The sequence below is a fragment of the Cupriavidus sp. USMAA2-4 genome, from assembly GCF_001854305.1.
GTDB classification, from domain to species: Bacteria; Pseudomonadota; Gammaproteobacteria; order Burkholderiales; family Burkholderiaceae; genus Cupriavidus; species Cupriavidus malaysiensis.
This window is the reverse complement of sequence record NZ_CP017748.1, coordinates 2,826,654-2,842,913: the sequence shown is the minus strand read 5'-3', so window position 1 is coordinate 2,842,913 and position 16,260 is coordinate 2,826,654. Positions and strand designations below refer to the sequence as shown.

Genomic DNA, 16,260 nt, shown 5'->3' with positions numbered 1-16,260 from the left:
TGCATGCAACGGGGAGGAACATTCCCGCCAAGAAGGGCGACGGGTACCCGCTCAGGGAGGAGTAGCGGGGGACACCGCGCCGCGCATGGCGCAACGCAGAGTGTCCGCGAGTATGATAGCGGGCACGCCCGAAAGTTTAGTTTTTCTCGACTTTCTTTTTCACGGGACCGCCGGCCTGGCCGGCAACATGCCCATGCCGCAGCGCCGGCCAGGCCGGCCGGCGCATCACTCCGCTGATTCCGTTCATGTCCACCTTCCCCGAATACCGTCCCCGCCGCATGCGCCGCGATGACTTCTCGCGCCGCATGATGCGCGAGCATCGCCTGACCCCCGACAACCTGATCTATCCGGTCTTTGTGCTGGATGGCCACGACAAGCGCGAAAGCGTGGCGTCGATGCCGGGCGTCGAGCGCGTCTCGGTCGACCTGCTGCTGCCGGTGGCGCAGGACTGCGTGGAACTGGGGATTCCTGTGATTGCGCTGTTCCCGGTGATCGACCCGTCGCTCAAGACGCCGGACGGCATCGAAGCCACGAACGCCGAGGGCCTGATCCCGCGCGCCGTGCGCGCGCTGAAGGAGCGCTTCCCCGAACTAGGCGTGCTGACCGACGTGGCGCTCGACCCCTACACCAGCCACGGCCAGGACGGCGTACTGGACGAAAACGGCTACGTGATCAACGACGTCACCGTGGAGATCCTGGTCCGGCAGGCGCTGACCCAGGCCGAGGCCGGCGTCGACATCGTGGCGCCGTCCGACATGATGGACGGGCGCATCGGTGCGGTGCGCAGCGCACTCGAGGAAGCCGGCCACATCCACACGCGCATCATGGCCTATTCGGCCAAGTACGCCTCGGCGTTCTATGGTCCTTTCCGCGACGCGGTCGGCTCCGCCGCCAACCTGGGCAAGGGCAACAAGATGACCTACCAGATGGACCCGGCCAACACCGACGAGGCCCTGCGCGAGGTGGCGCAGGACATCATGGAAGGCGCCGACATGGTGATGGTCAAGCCCGGCATGCCCTACCTGGACATCGTGCGCCGCGTGAAGGACGAGTTCCGCTTCCCCACCTACGTCTACCAGGTCAGCGGCGAGTACGCCATGCTGAAGGCCGCCGCGCAGAACGGCTGGCTCGACCACGACAAGGTGATGATGGAGTCCCTGCTGGCCTTCCGGCGAGCGGGCGCCGACGGCATCCTGACCTATTTCGCGCGCGATGCCGCGCGGCTGCTGGCACGCTGAGCGCCGCCGCCGCGCATGCAGCTGCTTGGCTTCTCCGCCAGCCAGGTCCACCCGCTCGACACCGTCGAGGCCGCGCGGGGCTTCCTCGCCGGCCATGCGTCGGCCCGTTTCATCTGGATCGATTGCACCATTGAGGAAGTGACGGCGGCAGCAAGCGCCTGGCGCGACCAGCTGGCCGCGCTGGCGGGCGCATCGGTGCTGGACCTGCATCTGGCGGATGCGACCAATCCCGCCCACCCGTCCTACTTCGATACCACCCATGCCTATGACATGGTGATCTTCCGCAAGCTGACGCTGGAGACCAGCCGCCTGATCGCGGAAGCCGGGGCGGGCAGCACGGAAGCGGGCAACGGCGAGGCAGCCGGGCCCAGGCCGCGCCGGCGCGCGCCGGGCTTCCTGCCGGCGCTGGCGCGCATCGATACGCAGCCGGTGGCCTTCTTCGTCTTCGACAACGTGCTGGCCACGGTCGGGCCGGCCCAGTCGCGCACCATCGAGCAGGTGCGCCAGCGCCTGCTGGAACTCTGCCAGGCGCCGCCGGCGAAGGCCCGCGGCAACGGCCAGGCGGCGCTGGTCCACGGCATCCGCCCGCCGACGCGCCCCGAAGACCTGATGCTGCGGCTGCTCAATGCCATGGTCGACCGCTACCTGGAACTGCGGGCACCGCTGACGCGCCAGCTCGACCGCTGGCAGCGGGCACTGCTGAACGCGCGACGCGGCTTCTCCAGCTGGGAAGGCCTGCTGGATGCACGCATCCAGCTGCGCCGCCTGGAACACCTCAGCGAAGAGCAGCGCGACGCGCTGCAGGAATTCCGCGACAGCCTGCTGGACAACCGCTACAGCGACGCCTCCGAGCCCGGGCCGGGTGCCGCCGCAGCCGGGGGACCGGCCGGGCGCGACGAAGTGCTGCTGGTGCGCATCAACGACCTGATGGAACACATCTCGCGCGTACTCGCCCATGCGCGGCGGTTGGAGGATTCGATCGAGTCGGCGGTGCAGATCCACTTCTCGGCAGTGGCGCATCGCACCAACCGCACCATGCGCACGCTGACGCTGATCACCGCGCTGTTCATGCCGCTGACGCTGATCACCGGCATCTTCGGCATGAACTTCGAGCGCATGCCGTGGCTGCATGAGCCGGACGGCTTCTGGTGGTCGCTCGGCCTGATGGGCGCGGTGGTGGTGGTACTGGGCGCGGTATGGCAGCTCAGCCGCTGGCTGGACCACTGAGCCTGGCTTGCCGCCGCGGCTGGCGCAGCCTCAGGTACGCGTGGCGGAACCGAGCGCCCGCTGCAGGCTGTCGAGAAAGCGCTCGGCGGACTGGTAGCCGATCACCCGTACCGGGCGCTCGCTGCCATCGGCGCCGAACAGGATGATGCCGGGCGGGCCGAACAGGCCGAAACGCTTGAGCAACGCCTTGTCGTCGGCATTGTTGCGGGTCACGTCGGCCTGCAGCAGCACCAGGCCAGACAGGCGCGAACGCACGGCGGTGTCACTGAAGGTCAGGCGCTCCATCTCCTTGCAGCTGACGCACCAGTCGGCATAGAAATCCAGCAGCACCGGCTTGCCCGCCGCCGAGGCTTGCGCGACGCGCGTCTCCAGTTCGGTCACCGAGGCGACGCGCTCGAAGCGGACCTCGGCATGCCCGGCCCCGCCCGGCACGGCGGCGCCCGCACCGCGCACCGCAGCCAGGTGCGACAGGGGCTGCAGCGGATCGCGGCCGCCCGAGGCCAGGCCCACCAGCAGGATGGCACCGGCCAGGGCCGCCAGCAGGCCCAGGCCCTTGCCCAGCCGCGCCAGTCCGTGCGGCTCGCTGCCGAGCTGGTCGAAAGCGCCGAGAAAGACCGCCGCCACCAGCAGCAGGGCGGCCCAGGCCGCCATCAGCAGCCAGGCCGGCAGCACCGGACTCACCATCCAGATCGCCACACCCAGCAGCAGGAAACCGAAGAAGCGCTTGGTCACCTCCATCCAGCGTCCGGCACGCGGCAGCAGGTTGCCAGCCCCGACGCCGACCAGGACCAGAGGCACGCCCATGCCGAGGGCCATGGCGAACAGTGCACCGCCACCAGTGAAGGCATCGCCGGTCTGCGCGATATAGGCAAGCGCGCCGGCCAGCGGCGCCGTCACGCAGGGGCCGACGATCAGCGCCGAGATCGCGCCCATCGCGGCGGCACCGGCGACCTGGCCGCCCTGGCGGCGGTTGGAGGAAGCCGTCAGCCGCGTCTGCCAGCGCTGCGGCAGCTGCAGTTCATAGAGGCCGAACATGGACAATGCCAGCGCCACCATCAGCACGGCGAAGGCGCCCAGCACCCAGGGATTCTGCAGCGCAGCCGACAGCCCCTCGCCGAGCAGGCCGGCGGCCACGCCGACCGCGGTGTACACCACGGCCATGCCGAGCACATAGGCCAGCGACACCGCCAGCGCGCGGCCGCGCGTGACGTGCTCGCCCACCACGATGGACGACAGGATGGGCACCATCGGCAGCACACAGGGCGTGAAGGTCAGCAGCAGGCCGAGGCCGAAGAAGAGCGCGGCGATCAGCGGCAGGTTGCGGCTGGCCAGGGCGCCGGCGATGCGATCGCCATCGTCGCCGCCATCCAGCCTGGCCCCAGCGCTTGCGGCCGGGGCATCCGCGCCCGGCGCACGCGCCGTCGGCGCCTCGCTGCGCGCTGCCTTGCCGAGCAGTCCATCGAGCGCGCTGCCGCCGACCTGGAAGGCATGCTCCATCGGCGGATAGCACAACCCCTTGTCGGCGCAGCCCTGCGACGTCACCACCAGGGTCCAGCCGCCCTCGGGGGCCGACTCCACCGGCACGCGGATGGTGACGCCGTTGTGGTACGTCTCCATCTCCTTGCCGAAGTTCTCGTCGAACTTGACCTTGCCCGGTGGAAACTGGGGCTGACCCAGCTTCACTCCGGCCGGCTGCGCGGCAAAGGCGAAGCGGTCGCGGTACAGGTAGTACCCATCGGCCACGTCGAAGCGCACCTCGATGGCGTGCGCGTCGATCTGGCGGGCGGCGAAGCGGAAGGCCTGCTCGGGTGGCAGGAAGTCATCGCCGGTCGCTGCCACGGCGCCACCGGCCCCGCACAGCCAGGCGAACACCATCAGGCATGCCGCGGCGAAATGCCGCAGCGAGGCTGCGCGAGCCCGGCCTCCCGCCAGGCCTCCCGCTTGTCCGTGCCATGCAGCCACCCACTCCAGAAACATACCTCGTCCTCGTCAGTCCAGTGCGCCGCGGGCGCGCCTCAGCGCCCGCCGGGCGTCGTTTCCGCGCTCACCCAGGCCAGGTAGGGCGCATGGCCGGCCGCCAGCGGCCACGCCACGATCTCCGGCACCTCGTAGGGATGCGCCGCGCGGATCGCCGCTTCCAGTGCCGGATAGCGTGCGGCAGTGGTCTTGATGAGCAACGGCCATTCGGTCGCCTGCTCGATCGCGCCCTGCCACCGGTATTCCGACTCGCATGGAGCCAGCCGGTTCACGCAGGCTGCCAGACCCGCTTCCAACAGCACGTGCGCCATATGCCGTGCGCCGGCCTCATCGGGCAGGGTGGTCATCACCATCCAGATCGCTTCCACCGGCTCCATGTGCCACCTCGTCTCGTCTTGTCGTGCTCGTCCGACGCCAGCGACCAAAGCCCAAAAACAAAAGAGCCAGGCATCAGCCTGGCTCGATTGTAAGCGGTGCGCGCCGGCCCGTCCTCTCGGACGGGCTGCGCCGCGGGCTTATTCCGCTGCTTCCTCGGCCGGAGCCTCGGTCACTTCCGGACGGTCGACCAGCTCGACCAGCGCCATCGGCGCATTGTCGCCCTGGCGGAAGCCGAACTTCAGGATACGGGTGTAGCCGCCCGGACGGGCGTTGTAGCGCGGGCCAAGTTCGGTGAACAGCTTGGTGACCATGTCGCGGTCGCGCAGGCGGGCGAAGGCCAGGCGGCGGTTGGCGACGGTGTCCTTCTTGGCCAGCGTGATGAGGGGCTCGACGACCTTGCGCAGTTCCTTGGCCTTGGGCAGGGTGGTCTTGATCAGCTCGTGCTGGAACAGCGAGTTGGACATGTTGCGCAGCATCGCGAGACGGTGCGACGAGGTGCGGTTCAGTTTCCGCAGACCATGACGGTGACGCATGATGATTCCTTTCTATTTCAGTGTTTGACCAGCTCTTCTATCGCCGCAGGCTTGCCAAAGGCTGCTTCCGACGCGGGCCGGTAGTCGATTGAAGCCGCCGGCACCTGCCGGCGGCCGCGCTTGCACGGGAGGCCGCTCACGCCGCCACCCGACGCAAATTACTTCTCCAGGCCTGCGGGCGGCCAGTTCTCGAGCTTCATGCCGAGGGTCAGGCCGCGCGAGGCAAGGACTTCCTTGATTTCGTTGAGCGACTTGCGACCCAGGTTCGGGGTCTTCAGCAGCTCGTTCTCGGTACGCTGGATCAGGTCGCCGATATAGTAGATGTTCTCGGCCTTCAGGCAGTTGGCCGAGCGCACCGTCAGCTCCAGGTCGTCGACCGGGCGCAGCAGGATCGGATCGATCTGCGGCGCGCGGCTCGAGGCGGCTTCCGCCGACGACTCGGTGCCTTCCAGGGCAGCGAACACGGACAGCTGGTCGACCAGGATGCGGGCCGACTGGCGGATCGCTTCCTCGGGCGAGATCACGCCGTCGGTTTCGATGTTCATCACCAGCTTGTCGAGGTCGGTACGCTGTTCCACGCGGGCCGACTCGACCGCGTACGACACGCGGCGCACCGGCGAGAACGAGGCATCCAGCACGATGCGGCCGATGACCTTGCTCGCTTCGTCGCCGAACTTGCGCACGTTGCCGGGCACGTAGCCACGGCCCTGTTCGACCTTGATCTGCATGTCCAGCTTGCCGCCGGCAGACAGGTGGGCGATCACGTGGCCCGGGTTGATGATCTCGACGTCGTGCGGCAGCTCGATATCGGCAGCCGTCACCACGCCTTCGCCTTCCTTGCGCAGCGAAACCGTGACTTCATCGCGGTTGTGCAGCTTGAAGACCACACCCTTGAGGTTCAGCAGCAGGTTGACCACGTCTTCCTGCACGCCATCAATGGTGGAATACTCGTGGACCACCCCAGCGATCGTCACTTCCGTCGGCGCATAGCCGACCATCGAGGACAGCAGCACGCGACGCAGGGCGTTACCGAGCGTATGCCCGTAGCCACGCTCGAACGGCTCCATCACGACCTTGGCGTGATGATCGCCAAGCGGCTCGACGGCGATGATTTTTGGCTTGAGGAGTGCTGTTTGCATTAGGTTGTCCTTTTCAATACCCTCGGCTCGTTACACCGATAAGGCTGACGTATGGAACCTGAACATCCCATCGTGCGATGGGCAACAAGCCCGGCGCGCCGGGGCGCGTCGGGCTGAAGAGGGAGCTTGGCGAAAATACAAGCGTTGGACCGGTCTTGGGTCGGGCCAATGCCTGGAATTAGCGCGAGTAAAGTTCGACGATCAGGCTTTCGTTGATGTCGCCCGAGATATCGGCACGATCCGGCACTTGCTTGAAGGTGCCTTCGAACTTCTTGGCGTCGACAGCGACCCAGGTCGGGAAACCCGACTGCTCGGCCAGCGACAGCGCTTCGGCGATACGCACTTGCTTCTTCGATTGCTCACGCACCGTCACCACGTCACCGGCCTTGATCTGGGCCGACGGGACATTCAGGGCCTGGCCGTTCACCAGGATGGCCTTGTGCGACACCAGCTGACGCGCTTCGGCGCGGGTCGAACCGAAACCCATGCGGTAGACGACGTTGTCCAGGCGCGATTCCAGCAGTTGCAGCAGGTTTTCGCCGGTGTTGCCCTTGCGGCGGTCAGCCTCGGCGAAGTAGCGGCGGAACTGGCGCTCGAGCACGCCGTAGATGCGCTTGACCTTCTGCTTTTCGCGCAGCTGGTTGCCGTAGTCCGAGGTGCGGGCACCCGAGGTGCGGCCGTGCTGGCCCGGCTTGCTGTCCAGCTTGCACTTGTCGGCCAGCGAGCGACGCGCGCTCTTCAGGAACAGATCAGTGCCTTCGCGGCGGGAGAGTTTGGCCTTCGGGCCGGTATAACGTGCCACTTTATCTTCCTTTGGTCGATCACGGCGCCATGCCGCCAGAAGGCGGTGCGCCGCGAGTCCGCCTGGTCCTGCCGCCTTATCGGCGCGGCTGGGCGAACGGTGGGCTTATCCGGCGCGGCCCTCCGATTGAAGGCCGCGCAAAACAGCATGTACTTGAATGGCCGCCCAGGCCACGACTGCCTGGCGGCGCAAAACGAAAACCTGCCACAAACAACTGGGGCAGGCCAACGCGCGATACTACCACAAGCGGTCGCAGCAGGGGAAGCCCTGCTGCGACCGTGCCTGGCGCTTAGATACGGCGGCGCTTCGGCGGACGGCAGCCGTTGTGCGGCACCGGCGTCACATCTTCGATCACCGCGATCTTGATGCCGAGGGCGTTCAGGGCACGCACGGCCGACTCACGGCCCGGGCCCGGGCCCTTGATGCGCACTTCCAGGTTCTTGATACCCTGGTCTTGCGCCACGCGGCCGGCGTTCTCGGCTGCGACCTGGGCTGCAAACGGGGTCGACTTGCGCGAACCCTTGAAGCCCTGGCCACCGGCGGTCGCCCACGACAGAGCGTTGCCCTGGCGGTCGGTGATGGTGATGATGGTGTTGTTGAACGAAGCGTGGACGTGCGCGATGCCGTCGGCAACGTTCTTCTTGACCTTCTTACGCGCGCGCTGGGCGGCGTTGTTCGGACCTTTTGCCATTGTCTATCTTCCTCTGCCTTCGGCTTTACTTCTTCAGAGCCACGCCGGCCTTGCGCGGACCCTTGCGGGTACGTGCATTGGTGCGGGTACGCTGACCGCGCAGCGGCAGTCCCTTGCGGTGACGCATGCCACGATAGCAACCAAGGTCCATCAGACGCTTGATGTTCATCGTGGTCTCACGACGCAGGTCACCCTCGACCGTGACCTTGCCTACCTCGTCACGGAGCTTTTCCAGGTCGGCGTCGGTCAGGTCCTTGACCTTCTTGTCAAAAGGAACGCCGGTGGCCTCGCAGATTTTGCGGGCGCGCGAGCGGCCGATACCGTAAATGGCGGTCAGGCCGATCTCGGTATGCTTGTGGTTCGGGATGTTAACCCCTGCGATACGTGCCATTCGTCAATCCTCTCTACGATTAGCCTTGGCGTTGCTTGTGGCGGGGATCCGACGAGCAGATCACGCGCACGACACCGTTGCGCTTGATGATTTTGCAGTTGCGGCAAATGCGCTTAACAGAAGCCAGCACTTTCATAATTTTCCTCTTCCTTCAATTCCTGTTCGCTTCACTTCGTCCGGAAGACGATCCGTGCACGCGACAGATCATATGGGGTCAGCTCGACGGTCACCTTGTCACCCGGAAGGATCCGGATGTAATTCATCCGCATTTTTCCGGAGATATGGCCCAGTACCACATGGCCGTTCTCCAGCTTCACACGGAAGGTTGCGTTGGGGAGGTTTTCCAGCACCTCCCCGTGCATCTGGATGACATCGTCTTTTGCCATACCTAGCCCGTACCGACCCGGCTTCAGCGCAAGGTCAGATTACCCTTGAAATTCGCCTTCTTCAGCAGCGACTCATATTGCTGCGACATGACATAGGACTGGACCTGAGCCATGAAGTCCATCGTGACGACCACGATGATCAGCAACGAGGTTCCGCCGAAATAGAACGGAACATTCCAGCGCAGCACCAGGAATTCCGGCAACAGGCAGACCAGTGTGATGTAGATCGCACCAGCCAGCGTCAGGCGCACCAGGATCTTGTCGATATAGCGCGTCGTCTGCTCGCCCGGACGGATGCCAGGAATGAAGGCACCGCTTTTCTTCAGGTTGTCTGCAACTTCACGGCTGTTGTACACCAGGGCCGTATAGAAGAAGCAGAAAAATACGATTGCAGTCGAGTACAGCAGGATGTACACCGGCTGGCCGGGCGACAGGGTTGCGGCCAGGTCCTTGATGAACCGACCGACCGCCCCGGTCGAATCCGAGGTGAACCAACCCGCGATGGTCGCCGGGAACAGGATGATCGACGATGCGAAGATCGGCGGAATCACCCCGGCCATGTTCAGCTTCAGCGGCAGGTGCGACGACTGACCGCCGTACACCTTGTTGCCGACCTGACGCTTGGCATAGTTCACCAGGATCTTGCGCTGGCCACGCTCGATGAACACCACGGCGTAGGTCACGCCGATGATGATCGCCACGATCAGGATCGAGGCGATGATGCTCATCGAACCGGTGCGCACCAGCTCGAACAACCCTCCGATCGCATTGGGCAGGCCCGCTGCGATACCGCCGAAGATGATGATCGAGATGCCGTTGCCCAGACCACGCTCGGTGATCTGCTCACCGAGCCACATCAGGAACATCGTGCCGGTCACCAGCGTGATCACGGCCGTGACCCGGAACATCAGGCCCGGATCCAGCACCAGGCCAGGCTGCGACTCCAGTGCGACCGCGATCGACAGCGCCTGGAAGGTGGCCAGGACCACCGTGCCGTAGCGCGTGTACTGCGTGATCTTCCGCTGCCCTGCCTGCCCTTCCTTCTTCAGCGCTTCCAGCTGCGGCAGCACGATCGTCAGCAACTGCATGATGATCGACGCCGAGATGTACGGCATGATGCCGAGCGCGAAGACGGTAAAGCGCGACAGCGCACCGCCCGAGAACAGGTTGAACATCCCGAGGATGCCACCCGACTGACTCTGGAAAAGCTTCGCCAGCTGGTCCGGATCGATTCCCGGCACCGGAATGTGCGCACCGATGCGGTAGACGATCAGGGCCAGCACCAGGAACATCAGCCGGCGCTTGAGATCGCCGTACTTCGCCGTGTTCTTGGCTAGCGCGCTTGCATTGGGTTTCGCCGTGGCCAAACGATGCTCCGACTGTGACTCGCCTTGACTGCGAAATCAGCTGCTAGTTTATTCCGCGATCTGGCCGCCAGCGGCTTCGATCGCGGCCTTGGCGCCAGCGGTGGCACCCAGACCCTTGATCGTCACCTTGCGGGTCAGCTCGCCGGCCTTGATGACCTTGGCACTCTTGACCAGGTCGCTCACCAGGCCGGCCTGCTTCAGAACCAGCAGGTCCACCTCGGTGGCTTCCAGGCGCTCGATGTCGCGCAGGGTCACTTCAGCGTTGAAGGCCTTGGTCAGCGAGGTGAAGCCACGCTTCGGCAGGCGACGGTACAGGGGCATCTGGCCGCCTTCGAAGCCGACCTTGTGGAAGCCGCCCGAACGCGACTTCTGACCCTTGTGACCGCGACCAGCCGTCTTGCCCAGGCCGGAGCCGATACCGCGGCCGACGCGACGCTTGGCGTGCTTCGAACCGGCGGCCGGTTTCAGGTTGTTCAGTTGCATCTTGCTCTCCGAGTTCCCGGTATCAGGCCAGAACCTTGACCAGGTACGAGACCTTGTTGATCATGCCGCGCACGGCGGGCGTGTCCTGCAGCTCCGAGACGGAGTTCAGGCGACGCAGGCCCAGGCCAATCACGGTGGCGCGATGATCCTGGCGCGTGCCGATCAGGCTCCGCACCAGTTGCACTTTTACGGTTTTCTGCGACATTTGCGGACTCCTTAGCCGAGGATGTCTTCGACCGACTTGCCGCGCTTGGCGGCGATCTCGGACGGAGTGCTCATCTTCTGCAGGCCATCCAGCGTGGCGCGGACCATGTTGTACGGATTCGTCGAACCGTGCGACTTGGTCACCACGTTGGTCACGCCCATCACTTCGAAGATCGCGCGCATCGGACCGCCGGCGATCACGCCGGTACCTTCCTTGGCAGGCATCATCAGCACCTTGGCGGCGCCGTGCTTGCCCACGACTTCGTGCTGCAGCGTGCCGTTCTTCAGTGCGACCTTGACCATCTTGCGACGGGCTTCATCCATCGCCTTCTGCACGGCCACGGGGACTTCCTTAGCCTTGCCCTTGCCCATGCCGATGCGGCCGTCGCCGTCACCTACAACGGTCAGCGCAGCGAAACCGAGAATCCGGCCACCCTTCACCACCTTGGTGACACGGTTGACCGAGATCATCTTCTCGCGGAGGCCGTCGTCGCGTTCGTCCTGCTGGACTTTTGCTTGCATCTTTGCCATGACGTATCTCTCTCTAGCGCTTAGAACTTGAGGCCGGCTTCGCGTGCAGCGTCAGCCAGAGCCTTCACGCGGCCGTGGAAGCGGAAGCCGGCGCGATCGAACGCGACGATTTCCACGCCGGCAGCCTTCGCCTTCTCGGCGATGCGCTTGCCAATCACGGTGGCGGCGGCGGTGGTCGCGCCACTGCCGGTCAGTTCCTTGCGCACTTCTGCTTCGAGGGTCGAAGCCGAGGCCACCACTTGGGTGCCGCACGGCGAGTAGACCTGAGCGTAAATATGCGAGTTCGTGCGGAACACCGTCAGACGATTCACTTTCAGTTCCGCGATCTTCGCGCGGGTCTGACGTGCACGGCGCAAACGAGCGTCTTTCTTGTTCATCTCTGCACCCCTTACTTCTTCTTGGTTTCCTTCAGGATGACGCGCTCGTCGGCGTAGCGCACACCCTTGCCCTTGTAGGGCTCGGGCGGACGGTACGCGCGGACTTCAGCGGCAACCTGACCGACTTTCTGCTTGTCCGCACCCTTGATGATGATCTCGGTCTGCGTCGGCGTTTCCGCCTTCACGCCTTCCGGCATCTCATGGATCACGTCGTGCGAGAAACCAAGCTGGAGCTTCAGCGCAGCGCCTTGGAGCTGGGCACGGTAGCCCACGCCAACCAGGGTCAGCTTGCGCTCGAAACCGGTGGTCACGCCCTTGACCATGTTCGCCGCGAGGGCGCGCATGGTGCCTTGCAGGGCGTTTGCTTCGCGCGATTCATCGGCCGGGGCGAAAGTCAGCGTGTCGTTCTCGACATTGACCTTGACCAGGCTGTGAATCGGCTGGGACAGCGTACCGAGCGGGCCCTTCACAGAGAGCACACCGGCCGCCACGTTCACTTCCGCGCCTTTGGGCAGCGCGATGGGAGCCTTACCTACACGGGACATGGTTCCTCCTTAAGCGACGTAGCAGAGAACTTCGCCGCCCACGCCGGAGGCACGTGCCTTGCGGTCGGTCATCAGACCCTTCGGGGTCGAGATGATCGCCACGCCCAGGCCGTTCATCACCTGCGGGATCTCGCTGCGGCCCTTGTAGACACGCAGGCCAGGCTTGGACACGCGCTCGATGCGCTCGATGACCGGACGGCCTGCGTAATACTTCAGACCGATGGTCAGTTGTGCCTTGCCGCCTTCTTCTTTCACTGCGTAGTCGTCGATGTAGCCTTCGTCCTTCAGGACCTTGGCGATCGCTGCCTTCAGCTTCGACGACGGCATGACAACCGACGCCTTCTGCACGCCTTGGGCGTTGCGGATGCGCGTCAGCATATCGGCGATGGGATCGCTCATGCTCATACTGTTTCTCCTGTAGCCTGTGCGTAATTACCAGCTGGCTTTCGTCAGACCCGGGATTTCGCCACGGAAGGCGATCTCGCGGATCTTGTTACGCGCCAGGCCAAACTTGCGGAAGGTACCGCGGGGACGACCGGTGATCGCGCAGCGATTGCGCTGGCGAGTCGGGTTAGCGTTGCGCGGCAGCTGCTGCAGTGCCAGACGCGCGCCGTAACGCTCTTCTTCCGACTTCTCTTGGTCGTCGATGATGGCCTTGAGGGCTGCGCGCTTAGCGGCGAACTTCGCCACCAGCTTGGCGCGCTTCTTCTCACGTTCAATCAGAGCCAGTTTAGCCACGGTTACCCCTTAATTACGGAACGGGAACTTGAATGCAGCGAGGAGCGCCTTGGCTTCCTCGTCATTCTTCGCCGTCGTCGTGATGCTGATGTTCAGACCACGCAGTGCGTCGATCTTGTCGTACTCGATTTCGGGGAAGATGATCTGCTCTTTCACACCGATGTTGTAGTTGCCGCGACCGTCGAACGAACGGCCCGACACACCACGGAAGTCACGCACACGCGGCAGCGCCACGGTGACGAAACGATCGAGGAATTCGAACATGCGCTCGCCGCGCAGGGTCACCATCGCACCGATGGGGTAGCCCTGGCGGATCTTGAAGCCGGCGATGGCCTTCTTGGCCTTGGTCACCACGGGCTTCTGACCAGCGATCTTGGTCAGGTCGCCAACGGCGAGCTCGATGACCTTCTTGTCGTTGATCGCTTCGCCCAGACCCATGTTCAGGGTGATCTTGGTGATGCGCGGCACTTCCATGATCGACTTGAAACCGAATTGCTCGATCAGCTTCGGAACGACCTGTTCTTTGTAAAACTCTTGCAGACGTGCTGTCATGCTCAACTCCTATCCGTGCCCAGAATCAAGCAGCCACGACGGCGCCGGTGGTCTTCAGGAAGCGCACGCGCTTACCGTCTTCCACCTTGATGCCGACGCGCGACGGCTTGCCATTGGCATCCACGAGCGCAACGTTGGAAATATGCAGGGGCATGACCTTGTCGACCACGCCACCGGTGGTACCCAGCATCGGGTTCGGGCGAGCGTGCTTCTTGGCAACGTTCACGCCTTCGACGGCAACCTTGTCGCCCAGCACGGCTTGCACGGTGCCACGCTTGCCCTTGTCCTTGCCGGTCAGGACGATGACCTCATCGCCTTTGCGAATCTTGTTCATGGCGGCTCCTTACAGCACTTCCGGCGCGAGCGACACGATCTTCATGAAGCGCTCGGTACGGAGTTCACGAGTCACCGGCCCGAAGATACGGGTGCCGATCGGCTCGAGCTTGTTGTTCAGCAGGACGGCGGCATTGCCGTCGAACTTGACGAGCGAACCGTCCGCGCGGCGCACGCCCTTGGCGGTGCGGACCACGACGGCGTTATAGATGTCGCCCTTCTTGACACGGCCACGGGGGGCTGCGTCCTTGACGGTCACCTTGATGATGTCGCCAACGCTCGCATAGCGGCGCTTGGACCCACCCAGCACCTTGATGCACAGCACTTCGCGCGCACCAGTGTTATCGGCCACTTCGAGCCGGCTTTCTGTCTGAATCATGGTGTTATCTTCCCAACTTAATCCGCCTGGCTTGCCGGAATGCAAGCCCGCCGGTCAGTCTTGGTCCCGTCGGAACCGGCTTTGCGCCAGCACCGCTTGGGTTGATCAACTTTGAAGTCGGTAGTCGCCTGGCGACCCTGACTGGAGAGACCCCCAGCCCGGTCCGCCGACCCCGGCTCGCCTCACAGGCCCGCCCGGGTGGTACAGCTAAGGCGAACGCAATAAAGCGGAAGTCCAGGATTATAACATATAACCCTGGACTTGCAAGCTAGGATACGACCGCGTTGTCGTTAGATGACGCGGGCGGCTTCCACCAGACGGGAGACTACCCAGGCCTTGGTCCGGGACATCGGACGGCCTTCCTGGATCTCGACCTTGTCGCCTTCCTTGTACTGGTTGGCTTCGTCGTGTGCGTGGTACTTCTTCGAACGCAGCACGTACTTGCCATACAGCGGGTGCTTGACGCGGTTTTCAACCAGGACCGTCACGGTCTTGTCCATCTTGTCGCTTACAACCCGGCCGACCAGCGTGCGGCGAAGCGACGATTCCGTTTTTGCAGTTTCAGTCATTTCGAGCTCGCCTTTTCACTCAGCACGGTTTGCACCCGCGCGATGTCCTTGCGCACCTTCTTCAGCTGGCTGGTGTTCTGCAGCTGTTGGGTGGCCTTTTGCATGCGCAGGCTAAATTGGGCCTTCAGCAGCTCGGAGAGCTCCTGGTTCAGCCCGGCGGCGTCCTTGCCGCGCAGTTCGGATGCTTTCATTCCTGCTCTCCTTACGTCCCGACCTGACGCACCACGAAGTTGGTGGCGATCGGCAGCTTGGCGGCCGCGAGGCGGAACGCCTCACGTGCCAGCTCTTCGCTCACGCCATCCATTTCGTACAGCATCTTGCCCGGCTGAATCTCAGCCACGTAGTACTCCGGGTTGCCCTTACCGTTACCCATACGGACTTCAGCGGGCTTCTTCGAGATCGGCTTGTCCGGGAAGATCCGGATCCAGATGCGGCCGCCACGCTTGATGTGACGGGTCATCGCACGACGTGCCGACTCGATCTGGCGAGCCGTCAGGCGGCCACGGCCCATTGCCTTCAGGCCGAACTCGCCGAAAGACACGGCGTTGCCACGGGTAGCCTTACCCGTGTTGCGGCCTTTCTGCTCCTTGCGGTACTTTCTGCGCTTAGGTTGCAGCATCGTTATTCTCCACTCTTCCCATCTGCGCCAGGCGCAGCGCGGCGGCCGGCACCGGCACCGCCGCGGCGGTTGCCACCCGGACGGCCTTCACCGTCACGGCGGCGACCATCGGGGCGACCCGGACGGCGGCGACGTTCGTCTTGCGGCTCTTCCACCACCGGCGCTTCGTTGCGGCCGAGGTGATCTCCCTTGTAGACCCACACCTTGACACCGATGATGCCGTAGGTGGTTTCCGCTTCGGAGAAGCCGTAGTCGATGTCAGCACGCAGGGTGTGCAGGGGCACACGGCCTTCGCGGTACCACTCGGTACGGGCGATTTCGATGCCGTTCAGACGGCCCGAGCTCATGATCTTGATGCCCTGGGCGCCCAGACGCATCGCGTTCTGCATCGCGCGCTTCATGGCGCGGCGGAACATGATGCGACGCTCGAGCTGCTGGGTGATCGAGTCGGCGATCAGCTGCGCATCGGTTTCCGGCTTGCGGATTTCCTCGATGTTCACGTGCACGGGCACGCCCATGCGACGCTGCAGCTCGGCCTTCAGCAGTTCGATGTCCTCACCCTTCTTGCCGATCACCACGCCCGGACGCGAGCTGTAAATGGTGATGCGGGCATTGCGGGCGGGACGCTCGATCACGACGCGGCCAACCGATGCGTTCTTGAGCTTCTTCTTCAGGAAGTCGCGAACTTCGATGTCTTCTTTCAGCATGCCGGCGAACTTCGTGTTGGCGGCGTACCAACGCGAGGCCCAGTTACGGCTGACGGCCAGACGGAAGCCAGTCGGATGAATCTTCTGTCCCATC

General features: G+C 64.2%; 26 protein-coding genes. 2 read left to right on the top strand and 24 right to left on the bottom strand.

Features of this window, described 5'->3' with window-relative positions:
* Positions 1–245: 245 nt before the first annotated feature.
* Positions 246–1,238 (top strand): porphobilinogen synthase, encoded by a 993-nt coding sequence (gene hemB, locus BKK79_RS12510; protein ID WP_071010099.1) that lies wholly within the window; start codon positions 246–248, stop codon positions 1,236–1,238.
* A 15-nt stretch (positions 1,239–1,253) separates the two neighbouring features.
* On the top strand, positions 1,254–2,465 hold the full coding sequence (locus BKK79_RS12505; RefSeq protein ID WP_071037800.1) for a magnesium transporter CorA family protein: 1,212 nt from the start codon (positions 1,254–1,256) through the stop codon (positions 2,463–2,465).
* Between the two features lie 30 nt (positions 2,466–2,495).
* Here the strand turns inward: BKK79_RS12505 and dsbD are convergent, their stop codons facing one another.
* The 24 genes from dsbD to rpsC all read right to left on the bottom strand — a co-directional run bounded on the left by dsbD (position 2,496) and on the right by rpsC (position 16,259).
* Complete coding sequence (dsbD, locus tag BKK79_RS12500) at positions 2,496–4,340, bottom strand: protein-disulfide reductase DsbD (protein WP_231907951.1); 1,845 nt, start codon at positions 4,338–4,340, stop codon at positions 2,496–2,498.
* 140 nt (positions 4,341–4,480) lie between these two features.
* On the bottom strand, positions 4,481–4,819 hold the full coding sequence (gene cutA, locus BKK79_RS12495; RefSeq protein WP_071037799.1) for a divalent-cation tolerance protein CutA: 339 nt from the start codon (positions 4,817–4,819) through the stop codon (positions 4,481–4,483).
* A 138-nt stretch (positions 4,820–4,957) separates the two neighbouring features.
* Positions 4,958–5,353 (bottom strand): 50S ribosomal protein L17, encoded by a 396-nt coding sequence (gene rplQ, locus BKK79_RS12490; protein ID WP_071010105.1) that lies wholly within the window; start codon positions 5,351–5,353, stop codon positions 4,958–4,960.
* A 158-nt stretch (positions 5,354–5,511) separates the two neighbouring features.
* Complete coding sequence (locus BKK79_RS12485; RefSeq protein ID WP_071010107.1) at positions 5,512–6,492, bottom strand: DNA-directed RNA polymerase subunit alpha; 981 nt, start codon at positions 6,490–6,492, stop codon at positions 5,512–5,514.
* Positions 6,493–6,670: 178 nt separating this feature from the next.
* On the bottom strand, positions 6,671–7,294 hold the full coding sequence (gene rpsD, locus BKK79_RS12480) for a 30S ribosomal protein S4 (RefSeq protein ID WP_071010108.1): 624 nt from the start codon (positions 7,292–7,294) through the stop codon (positions 6,671–6,673).
* Between the two features lie 289 nt (positions 7,295–7,583).
* On the bottom strand, positions 7,584–7,985 hold the full coding sequence (gene rpsK / locus BKK79_RS12475) for a 30S ribosomal protein S11 (protein WP_008642963.1): 402 nt from the start codon (positions 7,983–7,985) through the stop codon (positions 7,584–7,586).
* A gap of 25 nt (positions 7,986–8,010) precedes the next feature.
* Positions 8,011–8,376 carry a 30S ribosomal protein S13 gene (rpsM, locus tag BKK79_RS12470; protein WP_071010110.1) on the bottom strand — a complete coding sequence of 122 codons (366 nt, stop codon included), beginning with the start codon at positions 8,374–8,376 and terminating at the stop codon, positions 8,011–8,013.
* 19 nt (positions 8,377–8,395) lie between these two features.
* Positions 8,396–8,512 (bottom strand): 50S ribosomal protein L36, encoded by a 117-nt coding sequence (gene rpmJ, locus BKK79_RS38975; protein ID WP_008642959.1) that lies wholly within the window; start codon positions 8,510–8,512, stop codon positions 8,396–8,398.
* A 31-nt stretch (positions 8,513–8,543) separates the two neighbouring features.
* Positions 8,544–8,762 (bottom strand): translation initiation factor IF-1, encoded by a 219-nt coding sequence (infA, locus tag BKK79_RS38970; RefSeq protein WP_018313956.1) that lies wholly within the window; start codon positions 8,760–8,762, stop codon positions 8,544–8,546.
* 23 nt (positions 8,763–8,785) lie between these two features.
* On the bottom strand, positions 8,786–10,129 hold the full coding sequence (secY, locus tag BKK79_RS12460) for a preprotein translocase subunit SecY (protein WP_071010112.1): 1,344 nt from the start codon (positions 10,127–10,129) through the stop codon (positions 8,786–8,788).
* A 48-nt stretch (positions 10,130–10,177) separates the two neighbouring features.
* Positions 10,178–10,612, bottom strand: a complete 435-nt coding sequence (gene rplO / locus BKK79_RS12455; protein ID WP_071010114.1) for a 50S ribosomal protein L15 — start codon at positions 10,610–10,612, stop codon at positions 10,178–10,180.
* A 22-nt stretch (positions 10,613–10,634) separates the two neighbouring features.
* A complete protein-coding gene (gene rpmD, locus BKK79_RS12450) occupies positions 10,635–10,817 on the bottom strand; it encodes a 50S ribosomal protein L30 (RefSeq protein ID WP_071010115.1) in 183 nt (60 codons plus the stop codon).
* An 11-nt stretch (positions 10,818–10,828) separates the two neighbouring features.
* Complete coding sequence (gene rpsE / locus BKK79_RS12445; protein ID WP_039007559.1) at positions 10,829–11,347, bottom strand: 30S ribosomal protein S5; 519 nt, start codon at positions 11,345–11,347, stop codon at positions 10,829–10,831.
* Between the two features lie 20 nt (positions 11,348–11,367).
* On the bottom strand, positions 11,368–11,724 hold the full coding sequence (gene rplR, locus BKK79_RS12440; protein ID WP_071010117.1) for a 50S ribosomal protein L18: 357 nt from the start codon (positions 11,722–11,724) through the stop codon (positions 11,368–11,370).
* A gap of 11 nt (positions 11,725–11,735) precedes the next feature.
* Positions 11,736–12,269, bottom strand: coding sequence for a 50S ribosomal protein L6 (rplF, locus tag BKK79_RS12435; RefSeq protein ID WP_071010119.1), 534 nt, complete (start codon positions 12,267–12,269; stop codon positions 11,736–11,738).
* Between the two features lie 9 nt (positions 12,270–12,278).
* Positions 12,279–12,674, bottom strand: a complete 396-nt coding sequence (gene rpsH / locus BKK79_RS12430) for a 30S ribosomal protein S8 (RefSeq protein WP_071010122.1) — start codon at positions 12,672–12,674, stop codon at positions 12,279–12,281.
* Positions 12,675–12,701: 27 nt separating this feature from the next.
* Complete coding sequence (gene rpsN, locus BKK79_RS12425) at positions 12,702–13,007, bottom strand: 30S ribosomal protein S14 (RefSeq protein WP_071010124.1); 306 nt, start codon at positions 13,005–13,007, stop codon at positions 12,702–12,704.
* A 9-nt stretch (positions 13,008–13,016) separates the two neighbouring features.
* Positions 13,017–13,559 (bottom strand): 50S ribosomal protein L5, encoded by a 543-nt coding sequence (gene rplE, locus BKK79_RS12420; protein ID WP_071010125.1) that lies wholly within the window; start codon positions 13,557–13,559, stop codon positions 13,017–13,019.
* A gap of 25 nt (positions 13,560–13,584) precedes the next feature.
* Positions 13,585–13,893, bottom strand: coding sequence for a 50S ribosomal protein L24 (rplX, locus tag BKK79_RS12415; protein WP_071010127.1), 309 nt, complete (start codon positions 13,891–13,893; stop codon positions 13,585–13,587).
* Between the two features lie 9 nt (positions 13,894–13,902).
* Entirely contained in the window at positions 13,903–14,271 is a 369-nt protein-coding gene (gene rplN, locus BKK79_RS12410; RefSeq protein ID WP_006576237.1) for a 50S ribosomal protein L14, read from the bottom strand.
* A 290-nt stretch (positions 14,272–14,561) separates the two neighbouring features.
* Positions 14,562–14,840 carry a 30S ribosomal protein S17 gene (gene rpsQ, locus BKK79_RS12405; RefSeq protein WP_071010129.1) on the bottom strand — a complete coding sequence of 93 codons (279 nt, stop codon included), beginning with the start codon at positions 14,838–14,840 and terminating at the stop codon, positions 14,562–14,564.
* On the bottom strand, positions 14,837–15,031 hold the full coding sequence (gene rpmC / locus BKK79_RS12400) for a 50S ribosomal protein L29 (RefSeq protein WP_071010131.1): 195 nt from the start codon (positions 15,029–15,031) through the stop codon (positions 14,837–14,839). Before rpmC ends, rpsQ begins: the two co-directional genes overlap by 4 nt.
* 11 nt (positions 15,032–15,042) lie before the next feature.
* Entirely contained in the window at positions 15,043–15,459 is a 417-nt protein-coding gene (gene rplP / locus BKK79_RS12395; protein ID WP_006576240.1) for a 50S ribosomal protein L16, read from the bottom strand.
* A 2-nt stretch (positions 15,460–15,461) separates the two neighbouring features.
* On the bottom strand, positions 15,462–16,259 hold the full coding sequence (rpsC, locus tag BKK79_RS12390) for a 30S ribosomal protein S3 (protein WP_071010132.1): 798 nt from the start codon (positions 16,257–16,259) through the stop codon (positions 15,462–15,464).
* Position 16,260: the final 1 nt, after the last annotated feature.